Source organism: Paenibacillus cellulosilyticus (assembly GCF_003182255.1).
Lineage (GTDB): Bacteria > Bacillota > Bacilli > Paenibacillales > Paenibacillaceae > Paenibacillus_T > Paenibacillus_T cellulosilyticus.
Genome location: NZ_QGTQ01000018.1, coordinates 86,220 through 102,930, shown reverse-complemented (window position 1 = coordinate 102,930; position 16,711 = coordinate 86,220). Strand labels below are relative to the sequence as shown.

Annotated in this window: 9 protein-coding genes; all 9 read left to right on the top strand. The window is 54.4% G+C overall.

The features are described 5' to 3' along the window. Positions 1–171 precede the first annotated feature (171 nt). The 9 genes from DFQ01_RS19950 (at position 172) to DFQ01_RS19910 (ending at position 16,705) form a co-directional block, all read left to right on the top strand. Positions 172–8,445 carry a glycoside hydrolase family 94 protein gene (locus DFQ01_RS19950; RefSeq protein ID WP_110045668.1) on the top strand — a complete coding sequence of 2,758 codons (8,274 nt, stop codon included), beginning with the start codon at positions 172–174 and terminating at the stop codon, positions 8,443–8,445. A 187-nt stretch (positions 8,446–8,632) separates the two neighbouring features. Beyond that, positions 8,633–9,334 carry a YwaF family protein gene (locus tag DFQ01_RS19945; RefSeq protein WP_174812443.1) on the top strand — a complete coding sequence of 234 codons (702 nt, stop codon included), beginning with the start codon at positions 8,633–8,635 and terminating at the stop codon, positions 9,332–9,334. A 172-nt stretch (positions 9,335–9,506) separates the two neighbouring features. Next, positions 9,507–10,160 carry a cell wall hydrolase gene (locus tag DFQ01_RS19940; RefSeq protein ID WP_245946801.1) on the top strand — a complete coding sequence of 218 codons (654 nt, stop codon included), beginning with the start codon at positions 9,507–9,509 and terminating at the stop codon, positions 10,158–10,160. A gap of 31 nt (positions 10,161–10,191) precedes the next feature. After that, on the top strand, positions 10,192–11,088 hold the full coding sequence (locus DFQ01_RS19935) for an NAD(P)-dependent oxidoreductase (protein ID WP_110045666.1): 897 nt from the start codon (positions 10,192–10,194) through the stop codon (positions 11,086–11,088). Positions 11,089–11,263: 175 nt separating this feature from the next. Then, positions 11,264–12,865 carry an ABC transporter substrate-binding protein gene (locus DFQ01_RS19930; protein ID WP_110045665.1) on the top strand — a complete coding sequence of 534 codons (1,602 nt, stop codon included), beginning with the start codon at positions 11,264–11,266 and terminating at the stop codon, positions 12,863–12,865. 109 nt (positions 12,866–12,974) lie between these two features. Beyond that, positions 12,975–13,925, top strand: a complete 951-nt coding sequence (locus DFQ01_RS19925) for an ABC transporter permease (protein ID WP_110045664.1) — start codon at positions 12,975–12,977, stop codon at positions 13,923–13,925. Positions 13,926–13,929: 4 nt separating this feature from the next. Beyond that, positions 13,930–14,775, top strand: coding sequence for an ABC transporter permease (locus DFQ01_RS19920; RefSeq protein WP_110045663.1), 846 nt, complete (start codon positions 13,930–13,932; stop codon positions 14,773–14,775). Positions 14,776–14,819: 44 nt separating this feature from the next. Further along, positions 14,820–15,800, top strand: a complete 981-nt coding sequence (locus tag DFQ01_RS19915; protein ID WP_110045662.1) for an ABC transporter ATP-binding protein — start codon at positions 14,820–14,822, stop codon at positions 15,798–15,800. Further along, on the top strand, positions 15,797–16,705 hold the full coding sequence (locus DFQ01_RS19910; protein WP_110045661.1) for an ABC transporter ATP-binding protein: 909 nt from the start codon (positions 15,797–15,799) through the stop codon (positions 16,703–16,705). The genes DFQ01_RS19915 and DFQ01_RS19910 overlap by 4 nt, the downstream gene beginning before the upstream one ends. Positions 16,706–16,711: the final 6 nt, after the last annotated feature.

The following is a 16,711-nucleotide window of genomic DNA, read 5'->3' as shown; positions in this document are numbered from 1 at the left end:
TGATTATTATTTTTTCCTTGCTGCGGGTCATAAAAAACGTACGTCTTGGGAATATTTACTTAAGGCATCTGTACGCCGGCTCGAAATGCGTCAGGTGCCTTTATCGGTATTTATTCCGTGCCTTCTTAAGAAGGCGATTACGTATAAGACGAACGGAAGCAAGGGGGACCCATGGTACTTAACGCCGAGCAGCTGGAGCAGAAAGCGCATGAATTGGCGCTGACCCATGATCCGATCATGGGCAGCTGGAATGATAGGGAGCGTCTGCGCGAGTGGCATCGCGATATGGAGAGCTTGCGGCATTTCGCTGCAATGTTGAAGACAGAGGGAGGCATTTGCACACAGCCAGCTGAACAATGGCTGCTGGACCATGCTGATTTTATCGAGAAGGAAGCACAGGTCGTCGAGCGTGAACTGAAGCGCGGCGCAATCTCCCGCCAGACGTGGCTAAAGGCAGAGGATCGCCCACGCACCGTCGCCATCGGAAACGCGTACTACGAAGCGACGAACGGAAGACTGGATTTGGACTCGTTCGTATCGTTCATCAATGCGTATCAAGAGGTTGCGGTGTTGACGCTGGCAGAGGCATGGCTCATGCCCGTGTTCCTTCGAATGGCGGCGATCGGGCGCCTAGCTGCGCTGATGAGACTTGTCCGGGAGCGGCACGAAGCGTGCCATCGTGTGGAGAAGCTGCTCAAGTCGCTCGCGCCGCCGGATACGAAGCTGTGTGCGGCCGATATGCAAGCGGCACTGGAACGGCATGGTCAGACGCTGCCGTTGTCCGGCGCTGTTCTCGTCCATCTTATCAGCCATTTGAACGAGTGGGCGGACGATGCGGCATCCGTACGGGAATGGCTCGTTTGCAAGCTCGACTCGGATACGGATAATTTGAACCGGATTGTGACCTATGAGCACCAGCTTCAGGCTTTGCATGAAGTTGAAGCCGGTCATTTGATCGGCAGTATTCGGACACTGTCCAGAGGACAGTGGAAAACGTACTTCGAACGAATCAGCGTCGTGGATCGAACGTTGGCAGAAGAGACAGCGGGTACGTATGCACGTCTTGATGATGCGAGTAAGCATACGCTGCGGGGCCGGGTAGAACGGCTTGCGAAACGATTCCATGTGCCGGAAAGTCTGGTTGCCTCTAAAGCTGTAGAGCTGGCGGACGCGGATCAAGCGAGGGATCGGTCTGTTTCTGATGATGGAGCAGCGGATAGCGGCAACGGCTTCGATGCGCCGCCTCGTTCGAATTATGCCGCATTCTATTTGTTGGATGATGGCGGAGTAGATGCGCTTCATGAATCGCTGCGTTCGTGCAATGCCAATCCACGCTCGCATCGCGGTGCTGTCGTTAGACGCCGGCGGGGTACAGCCTATTTGTCCATGATTGGCTGTGCTTTCGTCGTCTTTGCTGTCTTGTTCGGATGGTGGGCAGGCAGCGGGAATGGCCTGACCACCGGCGCATGGGTTGTTGCGGTGCTGCTGATGCTCATGCCTGCAGCAGAATGGGCGATTACGGCAAGCCACACGTTCATCGGCAGTACGGTCCGCTCTAAGCCGCTGCTTCGGTTTGATTATTCATCCGGCATTCCATCGGATGCGAAGACGATCGTCGTCATGCCGATAATTTGGTCGAAGCCGGAGGAAGCAGAGGAGCTGGCGGATCGACTTGAGCTGCACTATCTGTCCAATCCCGATCCTCAGCTGTACTATGCGCTTCTCACCGACTATACCGATGCGCAGTCGGAGCGGACGCCTGCCGATGAGAAGGTGTATCGGGCAGCGCGTGAACGTGTGGACGAGCTTAATGCTCGGCACCCGCGTGAAGGCAGCGGCAAGACGTTTCATCTGTTCCAACGGAAGCGGCTATGGAACGATTCGGAGAAAGTGTGGATGGGCTGGGAGCGCAAACGCGGCAAGCTGGTTGAGTTTATAAGCCTGCTTCGCGGTGACGAAGGGACAAGCTTCCAAGAGCGTACGCTGCCATCAGAGCTGCGAGACGCTCGTTACATGATTACGCTTGATGCCGATACTTCACTGCCGATCGGCGCTGCGCAGCGTATGGTCGGTACGATGCATTTGCCGTATAACCGGCCACGGCTGAACGAATCTCGTACGCGCGTTGTCGAAGGCTATGGCGTGCTGCAGCCAAGGATTGGCGTCAGCTATGATTCGGTCTCGCGGTCGCGTCTTGCGCGCTTGTGGTCCGGTGAGCCGGGCATTGATCCTTATGCGTTCGCGATGTCCGATCCGTATCAGGATACGTTCGGGCAGGGCATTTTTACAGGCAAAGGGATTATAAGCATCGACAGCTTCAAGGCTGTGCTCAGCGAGCGAATTCCAGACAACCATGTGCTCAGTCACGATCTGCTTGAAGGCGGCTTCCTTCGCGGCGGCCTGCTGTCGGACATCGAGCTGATTGACGGACATCCTGCAACCTTCAGCTCTTACCAGCAGCGGCTGCATCGCTGGGTAAGAGGGGATTGGCAGCTGCTCTGCTGGCTCATGCCACGGGTGTGCAATCGGACCGGTAAGCTGCAGAAGGTCGATCTTTCGGCGCTGACGCGCTGGCAGATCATCGATAATATGCGGCGAAGCCTGCTGCAGCCTGCGCTGCTGCTTGCGCTGATCGTGGCAACGCTTATGCCTCAGCGGGCATGGACGGCGCTCACTACGGTCGCTTTGCTGACGATGTGCCTTCCATTGATTCGCACACTTCTAATGCCGGGCACGCTGGCTCGTAAGCCCGCTGCCCTGCTGGCATCGTTCGGACAATCGCTCGTCACGCTTGTTACGCTGCCATATCAAGCGGTTGTGATGGGCGATGCGGTTATTCGTACGTTGTATCGGCTGTATGGCTCCAAGCGCCGATTGTTGGAATGGACGAGCTCGGCGGAGGTGGAGCGGAGGAGCGGGCAGAAGCGTTCGATTCGCGGCTTCGGCTGGGGGCTTGTATTCGCTGTTGCTTATGGCGTTCTTTCCTATCTGTCGGCTTATGCTCCCATTCGAGGAATCGGCGGGGCGATTGCTGTAGTGTGGTTGGTTGCGCCAGCCATTGCCGGCTGGCTGAGTAAACCACCTGCTGTAAGAACCGAATCGATAACCGATTCGGAGCGGGAGACGCTGACGAAGTTAGCGGCCGATATTTGGTCTTATTTCGACCAGTATACGGTCGCTGAGGACAATTGGCTGACGCCGGATAATGTACAGCTTGAACCGCTGGTAGGACCAGCTAGAAGGACTTCGCCGACGAATATTGGATTGCAGCTGGCATGTACGCTTGCTGCACGTGATTTCGGTTTTATCGACACCTCCGATATGCTGCGGCGAATCGAGCGGACGCTGGATACGATTGACCGAATGGATAAATGGAATGGCCATTTGTACAACTGGTACGAGACGTCGACGCTTAGGCCGCTTCCTCCGCTGTATGTTTCGACGGTCGATTCGGGCAACTTTGTCGGTTATCTCGTAACGGTGAAGGAAGGTATTGCGGAATATGCTTCAGAAGCTGAAGCGGCACTTAAAGGTGGTGCAGGCATTTGCCAGCATGCGGCTCGTCTGAACGAACGGCTGGAGAAATTGATTAACGAGACGGATTTCCGTCCGCTTTATGATGATGCTTCTCAGCTGTTCACGCTCGGCTACCATGCGTCTGCTGATCGCAAAGAAACGATTCTGTACGATCTGCTTGCATCCGAAGCGCGTCAATCCAGCTTCCTTGCGATTGCCTTCAATCAGGTGCCTGCCGCCCATTGGTTCAAGCTTGGACGGGCGATGACGAAGTCGGGCAAGCATGCGACGCTGCTGTCGTGGTCGGGCACGATGTTCGAATATTTGATGCCGGCGCTCCTCATGAAGACGTATCGCCGTACGCTGTGGGATAAAACGTATCGCGGCATGGTTCGCCGTCAAATCGAGTATGCCCGTCAGCGCGCAGTCCCGTTCGGTATTTCGGAGTCGGGCTACTACGCGTTCGACTACCAGATGAATTATCAATATCGGGCTTTCGGCGTGCCAGGGCTTGGCTTCCAGCGAGGACTGGAAGAAGATCTGGTGCTCGCACCGTATGCGACGATTATGGCGATTCCTTATGCGAAGCGCGAAGCGCTTGATGCGCTGCGTCGGATGGAAGAGCTGGGCGCGCGCGGCGAGCACGGCTATTATGAAGCGATCGACTTCACCGCGAAGCGGATGCCGGAAGGTCAAAGCAGCGTCGTCATTCGCAGCTTCATGGTCCATCACCAAGGGATGAGCCTGCTGACGCTTGCGAACGAGCTGCTGCCAAGGACGATGGTGGATCGGTTCCATGCAGATAAACGTGTGCAAGCAGCCGAGCTGCTGCTGCAAGAGCGCATGCCGGACAAGCCGGCTATCATTACGGATTCGGCGAAGTCTTACTCGGAGCGGGCGACCGTCGTTCAAGAGCAGGAACGGATCGCACCGATGCGGGAGTTTACCGATCCCATTACGCCGCTGCCTGAAGTGTGCCTGTTATCTAACGGTGTTTTCTCTTCCGTCGTAACAGCAAGCGGAGGCGGCTTCACGCGCCACGGTTCCATTGCTTTGTCCAGATGGCGGGAAGATCCTGTTACGGATCCGCCGGGAATCGGCATGTATATTCGCGATGTAACCGGCGATGCGGTATGGTCGCCAGCTTATGAGCCTTGCCGCGTTGCGTCAAACGATATGCGCGTGCAGTTCTCGCTTCATCAAGCGAGCTTCATGCGCAAGGATGGACCGGTCGGCACGGAGCTCGATATCTGCGTATCGCCAGAGCATAACGTTGAGATTCGCCGATTGAAGCTGACGAATGAAAGTTCGGAGACGCGAATCTTCGAAGTCACAACGTATACCGAGGTTGTACTCGCACCATCGCTCGCTGATGATGCGCATCCGGCGTTCAGCAAGCTGTTCGTGCAGACGGAATTTGCAGCAGAAGAAGAGTGTCTGCTCGCCGTGCGCAGGCCGAGGGATGGTCATGAGAAGCATCGCTGGGCATTCCAGACCTTATCGATCGGCTGCGATTGCCTGGGACCCATTGAATATGAGACGGATCGGGCGATTTTCATCGGACGCGGCCATTCTATGCAGCATCCGCAAAGTATGCACAGCAAGCTGAGCGGGACGGTCGGCGCCGTGCTTGATCCTATCTTCTCGATTCGCCGCCGCGTGTCGGTAGGACCGGGCGAGACGGTTAAGCTGTTCGGCGTGACAGGTGTTGCCGAATCGCGTGAAGAGTCGCTCAGCATCGCAAAGTCGCTCTGTGACGAGCAGCAGATTGATCGGACATTCCAGCTCGCTTGGACGCACAGCCGGATCGACCTTCGCCATCAGCGGCTAACTGCACACGAAGCTTCTCTGCTGCAAACGTTGGCTGGGCGGGTTCTCTATGCCTCGCCGCTGCGTCAAGAACGTGCGGCCAGCATTGCAGCGAACGTGAAAGGTCAATCGGGATTATGGTCGATGGGCATCTCCGGGGATCTGCCAATCGTTCTCGTGACGTTGGAGGATCGTGCGCAGCTGCCGTTCGCGATTCGGCTCATGAGCGGGCACGGTTATCTATGCCGCAAGGGACTGCCGTTTGATCTCGTCATCGTAAACGAATCGGCAGGCGGCTACCAGCAGGACGTTACAGACGGACTGCGCGTAGCGATTGAGCAAAATGTAGATAAACACGCCGTTCGTCCTGGCGGCGTCTATCCGGTTGCTGCAAACCAAATGTCCGAGGAAGAACGGACGTTGTTGTTCGCTGTTGCCCGTTATGTACTCAGGGCAGACGGTCCTAGCTTAAAGGCGCAGCTGAAGGCGCCGAAGCTGGTGAACGATTGGGCGGAGCCGCTGCATGCACAGCCTCAATCGGCCGTGCCGGTGTCGCCTGCAGCGATTCGCAAGCAGGAGGAATCGGTGGCCGAATCGGCCGAGCAGCTGGCGTTGTTCAACGGCTGGGGCGGCTTCACGCCTGATGGCCGTGAATATCGGATTGCGCTGCGCGGCGGCAAGTTTCTGCATGCGCCATGGAGCAATGTGGTGGCGAACGAGAAGTTCGGTTTCCTCATCACAGAGCTCGGAACCGGCTATACGTGGTGGCGCAACAGCCGCGAATGCAAGCTGACACCGTGGTCGAACGATCCGGTGCTCGACCCGCCGGGCGAAGTATGCTTCATCCGCGACGATCGAAGCGGGCTGTTCAGCTCGCCGACACCGATGCCGGCATCGGCGGATTCGGCCTGCACAGTTGCGCATGGACGAGGTTACTCCCGGTTCCGCCGTGCAGACCTCGGGCTGCGGCAGCAGATGACGGTGTTTGTGCCGAAGTCCGATTCCGTCAAGATTGTGGAGCTCAAGCTCGATAACACGAGTGACGAGGCGAAAGAGCTGTCGATTTTCTACGAGTGCGATTGGGTGCTCGGCGTGAAGAGACAGATCAGCGCTTCGCATATCGTATCGGAATGGGATGCGGAAGCCCAGGCGATGCTCGTCCGCAATGGCTATCAGGAAACGTTCCGTGATGATTGGGCGTTCTTAGCTATTCATGATCAAGACGGTCAGCAAGTCGATGCCAGCATATCCGAGCGAGTATCCTACACGGCGGATCGGTTGGAATGGATCGGTCGTGGCGGCACAACAGCTGAACCGGAGGCAATGAAACGAACTCACTTGTCCGGAGCGACTGGTGCTCAGCATGATTCATGTGGTGCCGTCCAGTTGAAGCTGAAGATTGAAGCAGGCGCTTCAAGAACGGTCTATGTGCTGCTTGGAGCGGAGTGGTCCAGAGAAGCGGCTGTAGCGCTCGTTCACAAATACAACAATGGACAAGCTTGTACGGCAGCCTATGAAGAAGCGGTACAATTCTGGGAAGAGACAACGCTGCAGACGCGCATTGCGACGCCGAACAAAGAGATGGATTATTTGATCAACGGCTGGCTGCTCTATCAAGCGCTTGCCTGCCGGATGTGGGCAAGAACGGCGTTTTATCAAGCAGGCGGCGCGTTCGGGTATCGGGATCAATTGCAGGATTCAATTGCAATGCTGCATGCAAGGCCGGATATAACCCGTGCGCAAATTATTTTGCACTCCGCGCATCAGTATGAGGAAGGCGATGTTCAGCACTGGTGGCATGAGGAAACGCATCGCGGTATCCGTACCAAATATTCGGACGATCTGCTGTGGCTGCCTTATGCGACAGCGCGGTATATCACACAAACATCCGATCGATCGGTGTTGGATGAGATGGCACCGTTCATTCGAAGCGAGCAGCTGACGGATGAAGAGCATGAGCGTTATGAGCCGACTGTTCTATCGGATCAAGTGGAATCCGTATATGAGCACTGCATTCGAGCCATTGAACGAGCGTCGAGATTTGGCGAGAACGGCATACCGCTCATGGGAATCGGCGACTGGAACGACGGCATGAATTCGGTCGGCGATCTGGGCAAGGGCGAGAGTGTCTGGCTCGGCTGGTTCCTATGCGAAGTGTTGAGGCAGTTCGCGGGTGTGTGCGAACTGAAGGGCGACATAGAGCGAGCCGCCGCCTATCGCGAACGCCGTGAAGCGATTGCCGCTGCGATCAACAAATCCGCATGGGACGGCGAATGGTATCGTCGCGCGCGGGCGGACGAAGGTCACTGGCTCGGCTCCACCCGCAACGAAGAATGCCGTATCGATGCGATCGCACAGTCATGGTCCGTCATCTCCGGCGCCGCACCGCGTGAGCGTGCACAGCAGGCGATGATGTCGTTCGACCGTGAGCTCGTAGACCGTGATATTGCGGTTGCGAGACTGCTGACGCCGCCATTTGACCGAACAGATCCGAACCCAGGCTACATTCAAGGGTATCCGCCGGGCATTCGCGAGAATGGCGCGCAGTATACGCATGGCGTTATCTGGAGTATCGTCGCTTGGTGCGGACTCGGCAATGGTGATAAAGCAGTCGATTTGTTCCATCTGCTCAATCCGGTTACGCATGCACGAAGCGAAGGCGAAGTACGCAAGTATGCAGGTGAGCCTTATGTAATGGCCGCAGATGTGTACACGCGTGATCCGGTAAAAGGAAGAGCAGGCTGGACATGGTACACCGGTGCTTCGGGCTGGATGTATCAAGCCGGCATCGAATGGATTATCGGTCTTCGCAAGGTGGGAGAGCGATTATACTTCCGACCGGCAGTGCCGCATGATTGGCCGGGTTATGAGGTCGAATACCGACATGGGAAGACGCTCTATAAGGTGAAGGTCCGTATGGTAGAGGATGCTTCCGTTCAGTCGCTTCCTCTTGATATCGATGCCTCCGGCAACTTAAGCGTACATCGGTCCTCGCATGAGGCGAGACGCGACGAGTCAGGGGTGTATATCCAGTTGGCCGATGACGGCGGAACGCATACGATTGAGCTCCAACTGCCGCGGCATACAGCATCATCGTCTCAAGACACCGCACATGTGTAATAGTAGAAACACAGGAACCCTCGCAGCTTTCGAGATCATCGAGAGCGGCGGGGGTTTTTGTCTAAGGAGTTGATGGCATGGGTACTATTGGAAAATGGTACTATTCGCATTTATCCTTCCTGCCTACAATGAGCTGAACCACCTTTCCATTCGTTCTTTCACCTATCCACTAAGGAGTGAACAGCTGATGCAATCCTTCACCGCTTTCTCTGCCGCTCACTGGGCGGCGATCATCGCTTGTGTTTTTGTATGCGCGGGCATCGTGATGTACCGAAGACAGCTTCGTATCGGCAGCCGTTCTCGAATCGCCGCAGGAATTATTGCTGCTATGCTGGCGGGCTTGGAGACCGCACTCTATATCTCCTATACGATTCAAGGCGAATGGACCGTATGGTCGCTCCCATTCGAGCTGTGCACGATGACGCTCTGGATGTCAGTCATTATGCTGCTTACTCGGAGTCGGATGCTGTACAACGTCGTTGTTTACTTGGGCACACTCGGGGCTTTGCAGGCAATGCTGACACCGGATTTGGTCGAAAATTTTCCTCAATTCCGATACTTTCATTTCTTTCTCGGACATATTGGCATCATCGCAGCTTCGGTCTACATGACAGCGGTTGAACGGATGCGCCCAACGCTCCGCTCGCTGCCGATCGCGGTGCTTGCACTTCATTTGCTTGCCATTCCAGGTGCAATCATCAATACAATCGCAGGTACAAATTATATGTTTCTAGCAAGAAAGCCAGAGGGCGGATCGCTCCTCGACATTTTAGGACCATGGCCTTGGTATTTACTTGAGCTTGAACCGATTGTATGGGTCATGTGTGCGATTTTGTTAGGCATTGTGACACTGGTGGATCGGATAGCATGGAGGCGTAAACACGTGTAAACGGGCGGTTGTACCGGTTTCGGTGAGCATGAGATTCATTAGAATTTTCTATGAAAACGTTGGTAATCCAGTGAATGATGTTACAATGTTCGACGTGAGACTGTTTACATTATTTGTGTTAGACACCTGCCCATCATCATTGCACTTAAACTTCTTGGAGGGATTATTGTACGTGTTTAAAACAAAGTATGGATGGCTGTTGATCGGAGTCATGATTGGATCTTTATTATTGCCGCAGCAGCAGAAGGCGAGTGCTGCAACGAGCTATGTCGCGCTGTCGGTCGGAAGCACAGGCGACCAGGTCGTCGATTTGCAGGAACGACTGCGAATGCTCGGTTATTTAACATCTGCTGCCGACGGCAAGTTCGGAGCAGGAACGAAGAAAGCGGTTATGCGTTTTCAGAAAAATGCAGCCATCGTCCAGAACGGAACCGCAGGTCCGACGACGCTGCATGCTCTACATAAAGTAACGGTAAGCCGTCCGGATCTCGGCAGGCTAGCGCGTGTGGTATACTCAGAAGCAGGCGGTGAGCCGTTCAAAGGGCAGATTGCCGTTGCGGCCGTTGTTCTTAACCGCATCGATTCACCGAACTTCCCGGATACGATCGAGAAGGTCATTTTCGCACCAGGCGCTTTTACAACGGTGGCCAATGGCCAATACTGGAAACTGCCGAATGCGGAGGCATTCAGTGCAGCTATTCAAGCTGCGAAGGGGATCGACCCGTCCAACGGCGGATTGTACTTCAACAGTGCCCCAGCGGATAGTGAATGGTTCCAATCGCTTACGAAGACGGCGACGATTGGCGGCCATGTTTTCGTGAAATAATCGGTACGGTCGAAAGGTGGAACGAACAAAGATGGCGGGTAACACGCAGGCAGGTGCATCAAGTACAGTCATCGGGTTTATTGGGACAGGCATAATGGGTGCCAGCATGGCGGGACATCTCAGGAAGAACGGCTATGAGGTTCATGTCTACAATCGCACGAAAGCGCGGGCAGAAGGACTGCTGCAGCAAGGGGCGGTATGGCATGATCAGCCGAAGGATGTTGCGAAGCACGCGGATGTGGTCATCACGATGCTCGGATATCCAAGCGATGTGGAGCAAATTTATTTCGGGGCCGACGGGCTGCTGAACAATGCGCGTGACGGCGCTTACTTCCTTGATATGACAACATCAAGTCCGGCGCTCGCGAAGCGGATCTCGCAAGAAGCGGCGAGCAAAGGACTGCATGCGCTGGACGCACCCGTCTCTGGCGGAGATGTTGGCGCGAGGGAAGCGAAGCTGTCGATTATGGTTGGCGGCGATACGCAGGCGTTCGAAGCGGTAAAGCCGCTGCTGGACATCATGGGAACGAACGTCGTCCACCAAGGTTCGGCAGGCGCAGGACAATACACCAAGATGTGCAATCAGATTACGATTGCTTCTAACATGATTGGCGTAAGCGAAGCGCTCGCCTATGCGAAGGCGGCTGGACTCGATCAGACGCAGGTGCTGAAGAGCATCAGTTCTGGTGCTGCCGGAAGCTGGTCGCTGTCCAATCTAGCACCTCGCATGATTGCAGGAGACTTTGCGCCAGGTTTTTATGTGAAGCATTTTGTGAAAGATATTCGAATTGCACTGGACTCTGCTGCTGAGATGGGACTAGAGCTTCCAGGATTAAAGCTAGCGCAGTCCCTCTATGAACAACTCATCGAACATGGCGGCGACAATGACGGAACGCAGGCGTTATACCGAATTATTGCAGGTGAGTAACGGTCTAAATTATGGGAATGATAAGCCTCAAGCGATGGTTGATCGCTTGGGGCTTTTCTTGTCCGATAAGACGCTGCAATTTCGTTTGGAACATTTTACAATTTGATAATACCGACTAACCCGATATACAATACAAAAACAATGGCAGCAAGATAGACTGAGGGGATGAATGGAAATGAGCAAGAAATGGTCCACAGCAATTATTTTTGTGCTGCTCACTGCATTGATTACAGCATGCGGCAGCAGTTCGGACAAAACGACGCCTAGCGACAACAGCGGGCAGCAGACGGAAACGTCCGCACCGAAGGACGGCGGCAATCTGATTATTGGCGTCGGCGCGGATCCCGTTATTTTGAACCCGAACTATGCTGGCGACCGCGTCAGCTTGACGATTGACCAATCGTTATATGCCCCACTGTTCCAAGTGAATAACGGCAAGATAACTTACTATCTGGCAGACAGCCTCACAGCGTCGGAAGACAGCATGACGTATACGCTGAAGCTGAAGAGTGGTTTGACTTGGCATGACGGACAGCCGCTGACGGCGGATGACGTTGTGTTCACGATCAACAGCATTCTCGACGAGAAGCAGAACAGCATGTTCCGCGGCAACTTGATCATCGGCGGCAAGCCGATTGAAGTGAGCAAAGTCGACGATCTGACGGTTGCGTTCAAAATGCCTCAGGCAGCGCCTGCATTCGAAGCAACGCTCGTGCAGCTGACGCCGATTCCGAAGCATATTTTCGAGAATGAAGCGGATATTGAGAAAAGCACGAAGAACAACACGCCGGTCGGCTCGGGTCCGTTCAAATTTAAAGAGTACAAAACGGGCGAATACGTGACGCTTGAGCGCTTCGATAACTATTTTGGCGGCAAGCCGCATCTGGATACGGTCACGTACCGCATCGCGAAAGATACGAACGCAGCGAACCTTGCTCTGCAGAACGGCGAACTGAACATTAACTATGTATCGCCGCAGGACGCGCCAACGATTGAAGGAACAGGCAACTACGATCTGATGCCTTACAGCGAAGGCCGTCTGTCTTACATCCTCATTAACGAGAACAGTGACCTCGGCGTACTGAATAAGAAAGAAGTGCGTCAAGCGCTTGGCTACGCACTGAACCGCGATGAACTGATTACGGCAGCTTATCTGTCGAGCGAGTATGCAGATGCTGCACATTCGTTCTTGACGCCGGACACGCTGTTCCATACGAATGATGTTGCTACATTCGATAATGATCCAGCCAAAGCGAAAGAGCTGCTGCAGCAAGCTGGCGTAACGAACTTGAAGCTGCGCTTCGTTGTGAAGAGCGGTGACAAGACGCAAGAAGCGATTGCGCTGTACGTCCAGCAGAAGCTGAAAGATATCGGCGTGACCGTTGAAGTGCAAAGCATCGATGCTTCAGCGCTCAACAGCAAAGTATACAGCAGTAACGCAACAGACTTCGATCTATCTGTAGCGGGCTACATCATGGGCTTCGACCCGGACGCTTACTCGATTCTGTTCACAACGGACAACTCGTCTAACTACTCGCACTACTCGAATAAGCAAGTGGACGAGCTGTTCCAGAAGGGCGCGGGCGAATCAGACGCGACGAAGCGCGGCGAGCTGTATACGGAAGCGCAGAAGCTGGTTGCGGAAGATGCGGCGATTTATCCGATTGCCTACACGAAAACAATTGTAGCGGTTGATAAGCGTTTCGGCGGCATTGATGAAGCCGTACTGAAACCGGTCGTTATCTTTGAAGATTTGTCGAAACTCTACATGAAATAAATAACATCTTTTTGAACACGTATCTAAACGAGAAAAATAAGCTGGCTGATCGGCGATAAGCTGGTGGCCAGCTTGTTTTTTTTCAATGAAGAGGCAGGGGAAGAAGCGAATGAGACAACTAATTGTCAAGCGACTGGCACAAACGATTCCGATGCTGTTCTTTGTGTCGATCGTCTGTTTCGCCATGATCAAGCTTGCGCCGGGTGACCCTGTCATGTCGTTCGTTACACCGAATATGCATGCAGAGGATATCGAGCGGATTCGTCATAATCTCGGTCTGGATCAGCCTGCTTATGTCCAGTATGTGCAATGGCTCAAGCAGCTGCTGTCTGGCAATCTCGGCTACTCGCTCATCAACCATCAACCGGTGCTTGACCAAATCCTAGATCGTCTGCCGGCTACGGCAGGCTTGATGGCTTGCGCAATCGGACTCGCTGTCATGATTGCGATTCCACTCGGTCTGGTTGCGGGCGCAAACCGGAATCGTTGGCCGGACAAGCTCATCAACCTGATTACATATGTCGGGATTTCGGTGCCGTTGTTTTGGCTGGCCATTCTTCTTATTTATTTCTTTGCGATCAAGATGCATTGGCTGCCAAGCATGGGTATGCGAACGATTGGCGTACAGTCGGCTGCTGATGTGCTGAAGCATGGCATTCTGCCCTGCACAGTGTTAGCATTCGGGTTTCTGGCGGTTTATGTCCGTTACATTCGATCGAGTACGATCGGTCAATTAAAGGAAGAATATGTTCTTATTCAAAAAGCGTTTGGTTCGAGCCGTTATACGATTCTGTTCCGCCATGTGATGAAGCATGTGCTGCTTCCGATCATTACGCTGCTCGGCATGTCGATGGGTGACCTGGTGACAGGCGCCATCGTGACGGAGACGGTGTTCACTTGGCCGGGCATTGGCTCGCTTGGAATGACAGCAGTCCGCGGGATGGATTATCCCGTTCTGATGGGCATTACACTGTTCTCGTCTGTTCTACTAATACTGGGTAATCTGCTGGCGGATATATTGTACGGCTTCGCGGATCCGCGCATTAAAACGATGAGGTGACGATATGAATCGCAGCAAATGGCGAAATCTGAAACGCGAGCTAGGAAGCAGCAAGCTGGGCGTTGCCGCGGTCATCCTTCTGAGCCTATTTACGCTTGGTGCTGTATTCGCTTTCCTTGCGCCAAACGATCCTAACGTTATGAATGTGGCAGAGCGGCTGCAGTCTCCAAGTGCATCGCATTGGTTCGGAACAGACGATTATGGCCGTGATTACTTCGCGAGAGCACTGTACGGCGGGCGCGTTTCGCTCTTGGTCGGCTTCGCATCGATGATTCTGGCGACAGGCATTGGTGCATGTATCGGCGTCATCAGCGGCTACTTCGGTGGGCGCCTGGACAATCTGCTCATGCGCGTACTTGAAATTTTCTTATCGATTCCGTCGTTCCTTGTGCTGCTGCTGCTCAGCGTCTACCTGAAGCCGAGTGTTGGCAATATCATCATCATTATCGCCTGCCTCATGTGGATGAACATTGCACGTGTTGTTCGGGCTGAGACGATGTCATTGAAGGAACGGGAATATGTACTGTATGCGAAGGCATCGGGACAGAGTGCATGGGGCATGATTTGGAAACATATCGTACCGAACTTAGTTCCAGTCATTATTGTAGGGGCAACGAATAACGTCGCATCGGCCATTATGATGGAGTCGTCGCTTAGCTTCCTCGGCTTCGGTGTCCAACCGCCGAACGCAACATGGGGCAGTATGCTGAACAATGCGCAGGGCTTTATTGCGCAGGCACCGTATTTGGCGATATTCCCGGGGCTCCTCATTCTGCTCACCGTGCTCAGCTTTAATGTACTTGGCGATCTGCTGCGCGTGGGGCTGGAGCCAAGACTGACGAAACGTTAATCCGTATAGGACTTGTGATAAAGGCAAGAAGGAGTGGAGCATCAATGGCGGAACGGCTGCTGACAGTTGAACAATTACAAGTATCGTTCCATACCCGCGATGGGGACAACCAAGCGGTGCGTGGTGTCAGCCTGCATATTGATGCGGGCGAGACGCTGGGTATCGTCGGCGAATCCGGAAGCGGGAAGAGCGTGACGGCTAAGGCGATTATGGCGCTTATCGAGCCGCCTGGCGAGATCATTAGCGGTCGAATAGAGTATCGGGGCAAGCAGTTGACGGAGCTGACGGAGAAGGAATGGCGGAAGCTTCGCGGCAACGAGATTGCAATGGTATTTCAAGATCCGATGACAGCGATGAACCCGGTGAAACGGATCGGCTCGCAAATGATGGAGATTTTACGTCGTCATCGCAACCTAAGTAAAGAAGAAGCGAAGCGAGAGTCTATCGAGCTGCTGCGCCAAGTCGGCATTACAGAGCCGGAGCGCCGATTGAATCAATATCCACATGAATTCAGCGGCGGGATGCGCCAGCGTGTCATGATTGCGATGGCGTTGTCCTGCAAGCCAGGTCTGCTTATTGCAGACGAGCCGACAACGGCACTTGACGTAACGATTCAAGCACAAATCCTCGACTTGCTGAAAGAGCTAAAAAATAATTCCGATACAGCAATTGCACTTATTACCCATGACCTAGGCGTCGTGGCGCAAGTATGCACGCGCGTCATCGTTATGTACGGCGGAATGATGATGGAATCCGGATCGGTAGAGGATATCTTCTATCGGTCGCAGCATCCGTACACGCAAGGGCTGCTGCGTTCTGTTCCGAAGCGGGGTGGCGAACGTGAGCGGCTTGTGCCAATCGAAGGAACGCCGCCTGATCTGCTTAATCCGCCGCCAGGCTGCCCGTTCATGGCGCGTTGTCCGCATGCGATGAGCAAATGCGCTTCGCTGCCGCCGGTCTATACGCTTAGCCAGGGACATACGTCTATGTGCTGGCTCGCGGATAAGGAGGCGAAGACGCAATGAGCCATTTGACGAAACAAGAGCTTCTGGTTGATGTCCAGCATTTGAAGAAGCATTTTGTGAAGAGCAAAGACGTATGGGGGCGGCCTACCGAGGTGCTTAAAGCGGTCGACGGCGTAAGTTTCCAAATTCGGAAAGGCGAGACGTTTGGCCTCGTTGGCGAATCCGGCAGCGGCAAGTCAACGGTAGGTCGCTGCTTGCTGCGGCTTTACGATTATACAGACGGCGAGGTGCTCTACGATGGGCAGGCGCTGTCGAAGCTGGGCGAAAAGCCGCTGAAGCCGTTCCGCAGACGGATTCAGTCGATTTTCCAAGACCCCTATTCGTCGTTGAACCCCGGCATGACGGTGCTGGACCTAATCGGCGAGCCGATGGATATTCATGGCATCGGACGGGGCGAGGAACGGATCGAGGCTGTTGCGGCGCTATTGGAGCGAGTGGGTCTTAAACGTGAGCATCTTCATCGTTATGCTCATGAGTTCAGCGGCGGACAACGGCAGCGGATCTCGATTGCACGCGCGCTGTCTGTGCGGCCTGAGTTCGTCGTATGCGATGAGCCGATCTCGGCGCTTGACGTGTCCGTGCAGGCACAGGTCGTCAACATGCTGGAGGACTTGCAGCAGGAATTTGGACTCACTTATTTGTTCATTGCGCATGACCTTTCGATGGTACGGCATATCTCGGATCGAATCGGGGTTATGTATCGTGGACGGCTCGTTGAGGTAGCGGACAGCGATGAGCTGTACGATAATCCGCTTCATCCGTATACGAAGGCGCTGCTGTCGTCGATCCCTATCCCGGATCCGAATGCGAATGTTGAGCGACTTGTGTGGAAGCCAACAGAGTCGGAGCTTGCGGCTGAGCTGCGAGAGGTTCATGCTGGTCACTGGGCTGCAATTGAAGGTTAAAGGGGG